The organism is Rhizobium sp. BK275 (assembly GCF_014193555.1).
GTDB lineage: Bacteria > Pseudomonadota > Alphaproteobacteria > Rhizobiales > Rhizobiaceae > Rhizobium.
This window is the reverse complement of the sequence record NZ_JACHZL010000002.1, coordinates 630,019-643,961: the sequence shown is the minus strand read 5'-3', so window position 1 is coordinate 643,961 and position 13,943 is coordinate 630,019. Positions and strand designations below refer to the sequence as shown.

General features: G+C 59.2%; 11 protein-coding genes. 8 read left to right on the top strand and 3 right to left on the bottom strand.

The features are described from left to right. Positions 1–9: 9 nt before the first annotated feature. From zwf to edd, 3 genes are all read left to right on the top strand, one after another. On the top strand, positions 10–1,485 hold the full coding sequence (gene zwf / locus FHT82_RS09065) for a glucose-6-phosphate dehydrogenase (RefSeq protein ID WP_183728688.1): 1,476 nt from the start codon (positions 10–12) through the stop codon (positions 1,483–1,485). Positions 1,486–1,502: 17 nt separating this feature from the next. After that, positions 1,503–2,201, top strand: coding sequence for a 6-phosphogluconolactonase (pgl, locus tag FHT82_RS09060; protein ID WP_183728685.1), 699 nt, complete (start codon positions 1,503–1,505; stop codon positions 2,199–2,201). 68 nt (positions 2,202–2,269) lie between these two features. After that, positions 2,270–4,096: a phosphogluconate dehydratase gene (edd, locus tag FHT82_RS09055; RefSeq protein WP_183728682.1), complete on the top strand. Its 1,827-nt coding sequence runs from the start codon at positions 2,270–2,272 to the stop codon at positions 4,094–4,096. Between the two features lie 76 nt (positions 4,097–4,172). Here edd and FHT82_RS09050 read toward each other — a convergent pair whose 3' ends face one another. Next, a complete protein-coding gene (locus FHT82_RS09050) occupies positions 4,173–4,586 on the bottom strand; it encodes a hypothetical protein (RefSeq protein WP_183728680.1) in 414 nt (137 codons plus the stop codon). Positions 4,587–5,099: 513 nt separating this feature from the next. On the opposite strand from FHT82_RS09050, the gene FHT82_RS09045 reads away from it, so the two are divergent. The 5 genes from FHT82_RS09045 to FHT82_RS09025 all read left to right on the top strand — a co-directional run bounded on the left by FHT82_RS09045 (position 5,100) and on the right by FHT82_RS09025 (position 10,653). Then, on the top strand, positions 5,100–5,414 hold the full coding sequence (locus FHT82_RS09045) for a helix-turn-helix transcriptional regulator (RefSeq protein ID WP_183728677.1): 315 nt from the start codon (positions 5,100–5,102) through the stop codon (positions 5,412–5,414). Positions 5,415–5,594: 180 nt separating this feature from the next. Further along, complete coding sequence (locus FHT82_RS09040) at positions 5,595–7,340, top strand: type I secretion system permease/ATPase (protein ID WP_183728674.1); 1,746 nt, start codon at positions 5,595–5,597, stop codon at positions 7,338–7,340. A gap of 3 nt (positions 7,341–7,343) precedes the next feature. Further along, positions 7,344–8,693 (top strand): HlyD family type I secretion periplasmic adaptor subunit, encoded by a 1,350-nt coding sequence (locus tag FHT82_RS09035; RefSeq protein ID WP_183728671.1) that lies wholly within the window; start codon positions 7,344–7,346, stop codon positions 8,691–8,693. Positions 8,694–8,809: 116 nt separating this feature from the next. Then, on the top strand, positions 8,810–9,649 hold the full coding sequence (locus FHT82_RS30535; protein WP_183728668.1) for a hypothetical protein: 840 nt from the start codon (positions 8,810–8,812) through the stop codon (positions 9,647–9,649). A gap of 179 nt (positions 9,650–9,828) precedes the next feature. Continuing rightward, a complete protein-coding gene (locus FHT82_RS09025) occupies positions 9,829–10,653 on the top strand; it encodes a calcium-binding protein (protein WP_183728666.1) in 825 nt (274 codons plus the stop codon). Positions 10,654–11,168: 515 nt separating this feature from the next. On the opposite strand, the gene ugpC is transcribed toward FHT82_RS09025, so the two are convergent. Both ugpC and FHT82_RS09015 read right to left on the bottom strand, forming a co-directional pair. Then, positions 11,169–12,269: a sn-glycerol-3-phosphate ABC transporter ATP-binding protein UgpC gene (gene ugpC, locus FHT82_RS09020; protein WP_183728663.1), complete on the bottom strand. Its 1,101-nt coding sequence runs from the start codon at positions 12,267–12,269 to the stop codon at positions 11,169–11,171. A 21-nt stretch (positions 12,270–12,290) separates the two neighbouring features. Beyond that, positions 12,291–13,943 (bottom strand): alpha-glucosidase, encoded by a 1,653-nt coding sequence (locus FHT82_RS09015; RefSeq protein ID WP_183728660.1) that lies wholly within the window; start codon positions 13,941–13,943, stop codon positions 12,291–12,293.

Sequence of the window (13,943 nt, the reverse complement as noted above, 5' to 3'; positions counted from 1 at the left end):
GACAAGCTCATGAGCAGCCAGATCATTCCCGTTGAGCCTTTTGATTACGTCGTCTTCGGCGGCAGCGGCGACCTTGCCGAGCGCAAGCTTCTGCCCGCGCTGTATCATCGCCAGATCGAAGGCCAGTTCTCGGAACCGACCCGCGTCATCGGCGCTTCGCGCAGTCCGCTTTCGCATGAGGAATATCGCAAATTCGCCAAGGACGCGCTCAAGGAGCACCTGAAGAAGGGCGAATATGACGAAGCCGAAGTCGAGAAGTTCTGCGCCCGTCTCTACTACGTTTCCGTAGATGCCCGCACCGACACCGGTTGGGATCATCTGAAGAAGCTGCTCGATGACGGCAAGGACCGCGTGCGCGCCTTCTATCTCGCCGTCGCTCCGGGCATCTTCGGCGACATCGCGCAGAAGATCCACGAGCACAAGCTGATTACCAAATCGACCCGCATCGTCGTCGAAAAGCCGATCGGCCGCGATCTGGCTTCGGCCCTGCAGCTCAACGACAATATCGGCCGCGTCTTCAAGGAAGAGCAGATCTTCCGCATCGACCACTATCTCGGCAAGGAAACGGTGCAGAACCTGATGGCGCTGCGCTTCGCCAACGCGCTCTATGAGCCGCTGTGGAACGCCAATTATATCGACCACGTGCAGATTACCGTTGCCGAATCCGTCGGCCTGGAAGGCCGCGCCGGTTATTACGACACGGCCGGCGCACTGCGCGACATGGTGCAGAACCACATCCTGCAGCTTCTCTGCCTCACCGCGATGGAAGTCCCCTCCTCCATGGATTCGGAAGCCGTTCGCGATGAAAAGCTGAAAGTTCTGCGCGCGCTGAAGCCGATCAATGCTTCCAATGTCGAGCAGGCGACGGTTCGCGGCCAGTACCGCGCCGGCGCTTCCGGCAGCGGCCCGGTCAAGGGCTATCTGGAAGAGCTGGAAGGCGGCGTTTCCAACACGGAAACCTTCGTCGCCATCAAGGCCGAGATCAACAACTGGCGTTGGGCTGGCGTTCCCTTCTACATCCGCACCGGCAAGCGTCTCGCCGGTCGCGTTTCGGAAATCGTCATCACCTTCAAGTCGATCCCGCACTCGGTCTTCGACCAGGCCGCCGGCCGCATCAGCCAGAACCAGCTGATCATCCGCCTGCAGCCGGACGAAGGCGTCAAGCAGTCGCTGATGATCAAGGATCCGGGTCCGGGCGGCATGCGCCTGCGCAACGTCTCGCTCGACATGAGCTTCGCCCAGGCCTTCAACGTCCGCAATCCGGACGCCTACGAGCGCCTCTTGATGGACGTCATCCGCTCCAACCAGACGCTGTTCATGCGCCGCGACGAAGTCGAGGCCGCATGGCAGTGGGTCGACCCGATCCTCAAGGGTTGGGAATCGACCGGCCAGCAGGTGCAGGGTTATACGGCCGGCACCTGGGGTCCGAGCCAGGCCATCGCGCTGATCGAACGCGACGGCCGCACCTGGCACGACGACATCTAGTCCAAGGGTCTGAAGATATGGCATCGACACTGCATTCCTTCGCAAACGCCGCCGAACTCGCCGCCAACCTTGCAGACAAGGTTTCCGGCGCCCTTTCGGCAGCTATCGCAGCCCGTGGAGAGGCAAGCATTGCCGTTTCCGGCGGTTCCACGCCGAAGGCCTTCTTTCAGGCGCTTTCGACGCGTAATATCGACTGGGCCAAGGTGACGATCACGCTTGTCGACGAACGCTTCGTACCTGCCGACAATCCGCGCTCGAACCATCTGCTGGTCGATGCCAATCTTCTCCAGAACAAGGCGAAGGCGGCGCGTTTCGTGCCGCTTTACCAGCCGGCGGCCTCGGTCGAGGAGGCTGCAAAGCTTGCGACGGCAAAGAGTGCGGAGATCGGCATCCCCTTCGATGTCGTCATTCTCGGCATGGGCGGCGACGGCCATACGGCCTCATTCTTCCCAGGCGGCAACAATCTGAGCGTCGCGCTCGACGCAAAGACGCCGCGTGGCATCATCACCATGGACGCGGAAGGGGCCGGCGAACCGCGCCTGACCTTCACCTTCTCCGCTCTCGAAGATGCCAAACTGCTCATTCTCCACATTGAGGGCGAAGGTAAAAAAGACGTTCTCGCCAAGGCAGAAGGTACAGGCGAAGAGGCAGAAATGCCGATCCGCGCCATTCTGCGCCGGGCCACTTCCCCGGTCGAGATTTACTGGGCTTCCTGATACGGCCTGACAGGCCGCCGGAGCCGGCGAACAGATACAGACGAACCAGAACAAGGCAGGGATTTTCCATGTCCGCTCACGCACGCATTGCTGCGATTACGAATCGCATTGTCGAACGCTCGAAGCCGACCCGCGAGCGCTATCTGGAGCGCCTGCGCGCTGCCGCCTCTCAAGGCGTCAACCGTTCGGTTCTCGGCTGCGCCAATCTCGCCCACGGCTTCGCCGTCTGTTCCCCCGCCGAGAAGGATGCACTTGCGGGCGACCGCGTGCCCAATCTCGGCATCATCACCGCCTATAACGATATGCTCTCGGCTCATCAGCCGTTCGAGACCTATCCGGCTGTTATCCGCGAGGCGGCGGCGCAGGCCGGCGGTATCGCCCAGGTTGCCGGCGGTGTGCCGGCCATGTGCGACGGTGTCACCCAGGGCCAGCCCGGCATGGAGCTGTCACTGTTTTCGCGCGACCTGATTGCCATGGCGGCCGGTGTGGGCCTGTCGCACAACATGTTCGATGCCGCCCTCTTCCTCGGCGTCTGCGACAAGATCGTGCCCGGCCTCGTCATCGCTGCACTTTCCTTCGGCCATCTGCCGGCGATCTTCATCCCGGCCGGGCCAATGACGTCAGGCCTGCCGAACGACGAGAAGTCGCGCGTGCGCCAGCTGTTTGCCGAGGGAAAGGTCGGCCGCGCCGAACTGCTGGAAGCCGAATCCAAGTCCTATCACGGCCCCGGCACCTGCACCTTCTACGGCACCGCCAATTCCAACCAGATGCTGATGGAGATCATGGGCTTTCATATGCCAGGCTCCTCCTTCATCAATCCCGGCACGCCGCTGCGCGAAGCGCTCACGCGCGAGGCCGCCAAGCGCGCGCTCGCCATTACCGCGCTCGGCAACGAGTTCACGCCGGCGGGCGAAATGATCGACGAACGCTCTGTTGTCAACGGCGTGGTCGGCCTCCATGCGACCGGCGGCTCGACGAACCACACGATGCATCTCGTCGCCATGGCACGCGCCGGCGGCATCGTGCTCACCTGGCAGGATATTGCCGAGCTTTCAGAACTGATCCCGCTGCTTGCCCGCGTCTATCCGAACGGTCTTGCCGACGTGAACCATTTCCAGGCAGCCGGCGGCATGGGCTTCCTGATCAAGGAACTGCTGAAGCAGGGTCTTGTGCATGACGATGTGCGCACCGTCTTCGGCCAGGGTCTCGAAGCCTATACGGTCGATGCGCAACTCGGCGAAAACGGCGCGGTCGTGCGTCAGCCTTCGCCGGAAAAGAGCCACGATCCGAAGGTGCTGGCCAGCATCGAGACGCCCTTCCAGGCCAATGGCGGCCTGAAGATGCTGCGCGGCAATCTCGGCAAGGCGGTCATCAAGATTTCCGCCGTCAAGGCAGAGCGCCATATCATCGAAGCGCCGGCCATCGTGTTCCATAGCCAGCAGGAGCTGCAGGACGCCTTCAAGGAAGGCAAGCTGAATCGTGACTTCGTTGCCGTCGTGCGCTTCCAGGGACCGAAGGCCAACGGCATGCCGGAATTGCACAAGCTGACCCCACCACTCGGCGTACTGCAGGACCGCGGTTTCCGCGTGGCATTGCTCACCGACGGGCGTATGTCCGGCGCATCCGGCAAAGTGCCGGCGGCGATCCATGTCACGCCGGAAGCCGTCGATGGCGGGCCGATCGCGCGTATCAAAGACGGCGATATCATCCGTCTCGACGCCATCAGGGGTACGCTTGAAGTTCTGGTCGATGCCGCCGATATGGCCGAACGCGAACCTGTGACCATCGATCTCTCGGACAATGAATTCGGCATGGGCCGCGAGCTCTTCGCGCCGTTCCGCCATGCGGTCGGCCCGTCCGACCAGGGTGCCAGCGTGCTCTTCCACGCCCACTGACATCCCCTCATCGATGCAAAAGAAAAACCCGCGGCCGGAACCGCGGGTTTTTCATATCCAGCGAGACGCGAGACTGTTACGCGCGGATATCGAGGACATAATCCTTGTGAGCCGGGTGCGTGCTGTAGACGAAGATCTTGTTCAGCTCCTTCTGCGTCAGCAGGCGCAGGAAGCGAACTTCGATCGTGTTGTTCGGGAAGGTCTTCATCAGCAGGCAACCCACCTTGGTAATGCGGGCGTCCGGAATATCCAGATAGAACTGCTTCGGCAGCGTATACTGCGTGAGGATCGCGAGGATCGCGCTGCTCATGGATATACGGACGATATCGCAGCGGCGCGAGGCGGCGTGCATGACGCCCTTTTCCGTATATTCGATGCGCGCCGCGTTCATCGTGTCTTCCATCTTGAACCGCGATTCGCGGTCGTACATGAAAGATTCTTCCTTCGCCAGGAAGTGCGATTTCGGAGGTGTTGGATTCGATGCGGCCATGGCCTTAGTCCCCTCAGTCTTGATTGGGAAAAGGCTAGCACCGCATGTTTAACAGAAAGTGAGAATCCTCCCTCTCCACAGCCTCAGGAAGAAGGATTCCACCAAAAATGGATGGTCATTTCTTAGATTCTGTCTTGGCTAGCTTGCAGCATTCTATTGGGTCAAAACGGAATCGGATGTTCGAACGGCTGGCGGGGGTAGAGTGCTGAAGGTTCTGCAAATTTCCTAAAGAGGGCGGCCATGGCAGACTGGTGATGTTCAACGTCACCTATTCCCCGGAGGGAAAGGCGCCATGACCAAGACCGATGGTAAGACAGCCAGTGCCTCGGCATGACGGCCGTCAGGGAGGCGCAACCGACTGCCTCCGCCCGTGCGCTCAGCTTTTACACCTTCGCCGGCGGAAAGCCCGTTTAACGATACGATCGTGAATAATAGTCATTCATAAGTTGCATTGCGCATGCTATCTCCGGTAGTCCAAATAAAGCATCTCATCCGTAGCGCAGGAGAAAATTCATGACTGGACTGCAAACTCTTCACGATAAAAAGCCCGCAACTGGCGGCGAACAACTCAGCCGTCAGGAGCGGCGATGCCTCCAACTCTACTTGAATGGACTCAAGGATGCGGAGATCGCAAGGAGGCTGGGCCTTTCGATACATACCGTACGCATGCATCTCACCCGCGCACGTCAGCGCTTACGCGCTCAGTCAAGAGTTGAGGCTGCCGCCAAAGCTCTCAGAAGCGGAATGATACACGCCAGCTTTCTACTTCTACTGAATTTATCGTTTTCTGTTGGCACGATCCTCGACGAAATAAGTCCTGTGATTTGATGAACGGAAGAATGAAATCCCAAATTTCGGAGAAACCCATTTTTGAGAAAATCTCACTTAGCGTATAAAATCATACAATTAACCTCGAAAATACATGACTCCTCATAGATTGCATGCCAGAAAGATTCGCCTAAAGATTTAATTCTACCTCAAAGAGGAATGAGAATTTCGGGGACGGGCATGCCAATTCACGATCGCGAAGTTCCCGGCGGAGCTCTCGGAATCCTTTCATGGCCTATTGCCGGCGCAGCGGTCTTTTCGGGAATCATCAATATTCTCGGCTTCACCGCTCCGCTTTTCATGCTGGAGGTTTACGACCGCGCCATCCCGAGCGGTAGCATCCCCACCCTGATCGCCTTGATGCTACTTGCCGGCGGTCTTTATGTTTTTTCAGGTCTTCTCGACATCATCCGCGGCCGCGCGATGAATCGCATCGCCGGGACGCTGGATGCGAAGCTCACGCAGCGCGTATTTGCCATCGTTGCAGGATCGCCATTGCGTCTACGCAATGGCGGCGATGCGTTGAGACCTGCCCAGGAAGCCGACCAGATACGGGCTTTTATGGCCGGTCCCGGCCTTGCCGCCCTTTTCGATCTCCCCTGGATCCCCGTGTACCTCTCCGTCTGCTTCTTGTTACATCCAACGATCGGATGGCTTGCCGCTGGCGCCATGATCGTTCTGACAGGGCTGACCGTTCTGACAGATTGGCGAACCCGCTCGTTGACGAGACAGGCCGCGACAGCCGTCGCGCGGCGTAACCGCTTTGGCGAAGCCTCGCACGCCAATGCGGAGGCAATGGCCGCAATGGGAATGACGAGCCGGGCCGCGACGCGATGGGATGAGGCACACCGACATTACACGACTATCCAGCGTCAGATAGGCGATATCGCCGGTCTGTTTTCGGGGATGTCGAAAACTGTACGTTACATTGTTCAATCAGGGTCGCTGGCGCTCGGCGCTTATCTGGTGATCCAGGGAGACATGTCGGCTGGATCAATCGTCGCTGCCTCGATTATCGTCTCCCGCGCGCTATCGCCGATCGAACAAGTCATCGGCAACTGGAAAGGCCTCTTGGCCGCACGGCAGGCTTGGCTTCGGCTGAAAGAGGCGATGCTCTTGTTTCCCCAGGAGCAATCACGGACCACGCTTCCTCCTCCGTCGTCGTCGCTCACGGTTGATGCGGTTTTCACGTCGCCGCCCGGCGACCGCCGCATGACCGTGCAGAGCGTGACGTTTCGCGCTGATCAAGGAACGGTTGTCGGTATCATCGGACCGAGCGCTTCCGGAAAATCGACGTTGGCACGGGCGATCACAGGCGTTTGGCCCTTGGCACGGGGAGCCGTCCGTCTGGATGGCGCAAGCCTTGATCAATGGCCGGATGACGAACGTGGCAGGCATATTGGCTATATGCCTCAAAGCTCCAATCTCCTTCCCGGTACCATCGCGGACAATATTGCGCGCCTGGAACCTGAGCCGGACCACGCTGCGATTGTCGCAGCAGCTCAGGCCGCCGGTGTCCATGACATGATTGTCAGACTTCCGAACGGTTATGAGACAGAGGTCGGCGATGGCGGTCTCAATCTGTCGGGCGGCCAGCGCCAGAGAATTGCGCTCGCTCGCGCTCTCTATCGCGACCCTTTCCTGGTCGTGCTGGACGAGCCGAATTCTAACCTTGACGGAGAAGGCGATATTGCCCTTGCCAAGGCCATAGCAGGCGTCCGCGCCCGCGGCGGGATCGTGCTGATCGTCGCTCATCGAAGCAATATTCTCGCGCTCGTTGACCTTCTGCTCGTCATGGAAAACGGCGTCGCAAAGGGTTTCGGACCTCGTGATGCGATTCTCAAATCGATCCAGCAACGTCAACCAAAGCCGCTGCGTTCAGCCCCCGGCCCGGCCTTGACGCTCATTGATGGCGAGGGGGCATAAGATATGCGTGGCGTTACGCGGCTCGGTACCATCTCCCACCGCCCGAAACCAGACGATGTTCATTCCCTCTCGCGGTCGCTGCGTCGGCATCTGGTCGCCGGCCTCGCCACGGTCGGCCTCCTATGCGGTGGGCTCGGTGGCTGGGCGGCGACGACGGAACTTTCCGGCGCCGTAATCGCCTCGGGGCGTCTCGTCGTTGAAGGCAACGTGAAGAAGGTTCAGCATCAGGTTGGGGGCACTGTCGCCGAACTACTGGTACGGGAAGGGCAAGTCGTCGAGGCCGGCGAAGTTGTCGTTCGCCTCGACGCCACGGTCACGCGCTCCAACCTTGCGGCCGTCTCCGCCAGCCTGAATCAGCTTTATGCGCGCAAGGCCCGTCTCAAGTCCGAACTTGACGGAGTTTGGCATGTGGAGACCCCGCTGGAGTTGCATCAGCGGCTTTCGCCCGAACAGGCCGAAGCCGCAATGGCGACGGAACGGAGAGTGTTTCAGGACCGCGCCGCGGCACGTGACGGGCAGAAGGCGAGATTGCGCGAACAGACCGCACAACTCCGGGAGCAGATCTCCGGGCTGGATATGCAGCAGCAAGCCAAAACACGAGAGATCGCGCTCATTGGCAAGGAGCTGGAGGGTCAACGCCGACTCTTTGACATGGGCCTCACCTCGATGAACCGGGTCAACAGCCTCGAACGCGATGCCACGCGGCTTGAGGGCGAGCGCGGCCAGCTCATCGCATCAATCGCAGCGACGAAGGGCCGTATCGCTGAAATCGAGTTGCAGTTGCTTCAGGTCGATCAAACCATGCGGGCGGACGTGGCAACCGAGTTGCGGGACATCGAAAGCAAAGAATCCGAGTTGATCGGGCAAGAAGTGGCTGCGCTCGACCAGCTCAAGCATATCGATGTAAAGGCGCCGATCGCAGGCACCGTCCATCAACTCTCGGTTCATACCATCGGTGGCGTCGTTACTCCGGCCGAGACGCTGATGGAGATCGTTCCGCGCGAAAGCCTGCTTACAGTTGAGGCCAGAATCCCCCCTCAGGACATCGACCAGGTCGCACCGGGCCAGCCCGCAACCCTCAAATTCACGGCGTTCAACAGGAACACGACACCTGATCTGAGAGGTTCCGTCCTGCGGGTTGCGGCGGACCTAGAGACCGATGACAGGACGGGCGTCAGCTTCTACCGGGCGGCTATTTCCATTCCGGCATCAGAACTGAGCCTCCTTCATGACTTGAGGCTCATACCGGGCATGCCCGTAGAAGCCTTTGTCCGGACCGACGATCGTACCGTGGTGTCGTATCTCATCAAGCCAATTCGCGATCATGCCGCTCGCGTCTTCCGCCACGATTAGCCAATCGGCTGTCCCGGCAGTGGGATAGCCCCAAAATATCCGAGCGAGGAAATATCTCTTCGCAACGATGAGCAGGGCTGTCGATGCCCATCCCAAACTTCAAGGAGTAAGAAAGAATGGCATATATAACCGGCACAAATAGTGCGAATTCACTTTCGGGAACGAGCAGCCCGGACCTGATCTATGCCTATAACGGCAACGACACGGTTTTCGGCGGCGACGGCGGCGACTATATCAATGGCGGGCGCGGGAACGATAACCTCTATGGTGAGCTCGGCGATGATATCTTTGAGATCGGAGGTTCCGGCAGCGATATGGACCTCAGCCCCGCAGGCGGCCTCAACAACGGTTGGGACAACTTCTTCGGGGGGGACGGCTATGACACGATCCGTATCTTGCCGACGTCCGGCTATTCCTGGACGGCGATCATGGTCAATTCGCTCAGCAGCATCGAGGCGCTCGACAATACCAGCGGCGGTCCCGGCTATGTCTTCTTCCAGGGCACGGTTGATTTCTCGTCCGTCGTTTCGATGACCAACATCACCCAGATGCAGGGCACGATCGGCAATGAAACCTACATCGGCGGAGGGCTCGCTGAAACGGTGTTCGGCGACGCCGGCAACGATACGTTGAGGGGCAATGGCGGCGATGACTACCTTTCCGGCGACGACGGGAATGACAAACTTTACGGCGGCATCGGGAATGATGACCTGCATGGTGGAAATGGCACGGACGAGTTCTGGTTCCAGGTCGGCGAAGGCACCGATATCATCTATGACTATGTGGATGGGGTAGACAAGATCGGCGTCGGAACGTCCATAGCAGGGATCAACCTGTACAACTACAATGGATCAGCGTTGCTTGAATTCGTCGCCACAGGCGCTGCATCCACCTTCGCGCTGCTGAATGGTGTAGCCCCAACCGCAATCGACGGTACGGATTTCCTGTGGGCTTGAAGTGATGGAGAGGTCGCCGCCAATAAGGTTTTGGCGGCGACTTTTATTCGCGCGGCGATTGCATATCAATATTATATTAATGTTGCCGTTGCATTCTGACGATACTTAATGACTCACGTTCGTCATGATGACGATCTCCAACGCCGCCTCATGAGGGGGTGCTCAACAGAGAGGACATCATGGTTTCCGTTTTATCTTCCACGGCTTCCGGCAATTCAACGGCGCTAGCCCTGCTTAAGGGTTCCGCCAAGTCGGCAGCGGCAGCTACAAAGCAGTCAGCCGCCAGCCAGATTCTATCATCCATTTCTGACGTGCGTCCCGATCCGCTAAAGCAGGCCGAAGACCAGATCACCAGCATTCTGCTTCAGAATGGCGGACGGTTCATCGTCGGCGGTGTGTTCTCGAACATTACCGGCACCGACAAGGACGACGTTATACGGGCCGGGCCGAACAGCTCGGTGAATGCTGGCGCCGGCGACGACGATATCAGCGGCAGCTTTCTCATGAATATCAACGGCGGAGCAGGCAATGATAGGATTTCTGTCGGCTCCGGTAGCACGGTCGATGGCGGCGACGGCGATGACACGCTCTTTATCGGGATCAGCAACACCGTGAACGGCGGTGCCGGCGACGATACGATCTCCGCCGGGATTGGAAACACGATAGTTGCCGGAGCCGGTAACGACAAAATCACGATTGGCGGCAATCAGGCAAATCTTGGCTCTACTGTCAAATTTGCAATCGGAGATGGACAAGACTCCATTACTCTTCTGCGATCGTCGTCGACCCTCGAACTGGGCGAAGGCTTCACTGCGGCAAACACCAAGGTGACGATCAGCGACAACAAGGCAACGATCTCATTCGACGGCAACGAGAACGATGGGATCTCGGTCGATTTCTTCCTGGGCAGTGCGCTGACACTGTCCTTTGCCGATGGCAGCACCGTGGAGGTCAAGCCTGCCGAAACGGCGCCCAGCTTAGTGTCATCATACGGAAAAATTTGACGAAGAAGTTCGCTGACAAGGTGATGCGCCGCAAAAGAAGCGGCGCAACATCCCTAAAGCCGGTATGGCTTTCCTATAGTTCAACGATATGGTGGAACAAGGTTCGGAATAAGTAACTCCCCACTGGAAAGGCCCGGCGCGAACCACGCCGGTGATCGGGAAATGCGACCCAAGCCCTCTCCTCGCCTATAAGGATCTCACTCATCTCGAACGCAGGTGACGAACCCGATCTATCCGCCTTCAGCCGGCGTGCGTTGTAGCCTAGATCTATGGCCAAGCCGACGGTTGATCAGGCGGCCCGCTTCAGTCAACCCTCCCGCAGGTTTGCGCAGCAAATCTGCAAGACTTTGAAACGCCGGACGCACATGTCGCTTCGCCATGCGAAGTGGTGCGGCCGGTGGGCCAAGCATCTTTCCGCCAGGATTAAAGGCTATCGGCTCGGACCTACCTTGAGGTATGCCCTTTTCGATCAGCCTTTGCCCTGACGAAACCATGCTCCGGCAGAATGCCGCAATCTAACCAGGAAAAGCTCTATAGGTGTGACCCGCCGCGTCGAAGAGGTGCAGCTTTTGCCTGTCGGCGACGAAATGCATCTTCTGGCCCCTCTTCACGTCATAGATGCCGGGCAGCTTGACGATGATCGGCTCCCCTTGAACAAGACCTTCGATATAGAGAAGCGTCACTTCGCCGAGCGCCTCGACGATCGAGACTTCACCTTCAAATAGGTAATCCTCGTTGGGATCCGCGACGCGCAAATCCTCCGGGCGAACGCCGAAGCTTGCCTGCTTGCCCTTCTCGGAAGCCGCTGTGGCAATATCGAGCGTCACAGACTTTCCGCCAGTCAGCGTCACCGTCGTGTTCTCACCGGCGTCGGTGATCGTTGCGGGGATGACGTTCATGGCTGGAGAGCCGATGAACTTGGCAACGAAAAGGTTCGCCGGGCGCTCATAAAGCTCCAGCGGCGCGCCGACCTGCTCAATATTGCCGGCCGAGAGAACGACGATGCGGTCCGCGAGCGTCATCGCCTCGACCTGGTCGTGTGTGACATAGATCATCGTCGTGTCGGCCATCTGCTCGTTGAGCCGCGCGATCTCGATGCGGGTCGCAACGCGCAGTGCCGCATCGAGGTTCGAGAGCGGCTCGTCGAAAAGGAAGACCTTCGGGTTGCGGCAGATGGCTCGGCCGATCGCCACGCGCTGCCGCTGGCCGCCGGAGAGTGCCTTGGGCAGGCGGTCGAGATATTTTGTCAGTTGCAGGCTGTCTGCTGCTGCCCGCACGCGGCGGTCGATCTCCTGCTTGCTTTCGCCCGCGATTTTCATGCCGAAGGCCATGTTGTCGAAGACCGTCATGTGCGGATAGAGCGCATAGGATTGGAACACCATGGCGATGCCGCGCTTGGAGGGCGGCACGTCGTTGACCAGCATGCCGTCGATATACATCTCGCCGCCGGTGATGTTTTCCAGGCCGGCGATCATCCGCAGAAGCGTCGACTTGCCGCAGCCGGAGGGGCCGACGAAAACGATGAATTCGCCCTGGTTGATTTCCAGGTCGATGCCGTGGAGCACGTCCACGGAGCCATAGGATTTGCGGATATCCTTAAGCGTCAGTCCAGTCATTTTCCTCTCCCCTCCTGATCCTTAAGCGAGGCGGGCGAAATACGCCCCCCAAGCCGGAATATCGATCCTGTCGCCGTAATTGTTGCTGTTGAAGCCGTGGCCCGTCAAAGCCTGCCATTCGCCCGCAGGCAGGGTGACACTGGCTTCTGCCGGTCCCATGTTGAAGATGCAGAGCAGCGTCTCATTGCCGTATTCGCGCGTGAAGATCAGTGCGTCATCCTGCGGATCCTCGAACTCGATCTCGCCCTTGGCGAAAGCCGGGTACAGCTTGCGGAAGGCGATGAAGCGGCGGTAGTGTTCGAGCACGGAATTCTCGTCGCCCTGCTGCACACTGACGGCGCGCAATATGTGTTCGACCGGCACCGGCAGCCAGGGTTTCACCGTCGAAAAGCCGCCCTGGGCAACCTGGCTGTCCCAGACCATTGGTGTGCGGCAACCGTCACGGCCCTTGAATTCGGGCCAGAACTGGATGCCGTAGGGATCCTGCAGGTCCTGATAGGCGAGATCGGCTTCGGTGAGGGCAAGCTCTTCGCCCTGATAGAGGCAGACCGAACCGCGCAGCGTCATCAGCAGCGACGCATAGAGCTTGGCGAAGGCATCGTGATCGGCAACCAGCGAGCCCCAGCGGCTGACATGGCGCATGACGTCATGATTCGAGAAGGCCCAGCAGGCCCAACCATCGGGAGCCGCCGCACCAAAATCCTTCATGACTTCCTCGACGCGCTCCGGCGTGAGCGGATCGGGCGCCAGGAATTCAAAGGCGTAGCACATATGCATCTTGTCGTTGCCGGACGTATATTCGCCGACGATTTCGAGACCCCGCTGACTGTCACCAACTTCGCCGACCGCAGCGATTGCCGGAAACTCCTCGAGAACCGCGCGGAAACGCTTCAGGAATTCGAGGTTTTCCGGGCGGTTCTTGTCGTAGAGGTGCTCCTGGAAGTTATAGGGGTTCACGGCCGGAGCCGTCGACGCATTGCGGCGTTCCGGAGCGAGCGCCGGATTGTCGCGCAAGAGCTTGTCGTGAAAATAGAAGTTGATCGTATCGAGGCGGAAGCCATCGACGCCACGCTTCAGCCAGAACCGGACGACATCGAGCAGTCGGTCCTGCACTTCCGGATTGTGCAAGTTCATGTCCGGCTGCGAGGTCAAGAAGTTGTGCATGTAATACTGCATGCGCGTTGGATCCCACGCCCATGCGGAGCCGCCGAAGATCGACAGCCAGTTGTTCGGCGGCGTGCCATCCGGCTTGGCGTCGGCCCAGACATACCAATCGGCCTTGGCATTGGTCTTGCTCGAGCGGCTTTCGACAAACCATGGATGCTGGTCGGACGAGTGCGAGATGACAAGGTCGATCATCACGCGGATACTCAGGCGATGGGCTTCAGCAATCAGCGTGTCGAAATCGACAAGCGTGCCGAAGATCGCATCGACGTTTTCGTAGTCCGAAACGTCGTAACCGAAGTCCCGCATCGGCGAGGTAAAGAAGGGCGAAATCCAGATCGCGTCAGCCCCGAGGCTTGCCACATGCGGCAGGCGGGCGGTGATGCCCTTGAGGTCGCCGATGCCGTCACCGTTCGAATCCTGGTAGGAGCGCGGATAGATCTGATAGATCACCGCGCCGCGCCACCAGTCCTTGTCGGCGGTCAGAATGGATTGGGAAGCCACGCTCAT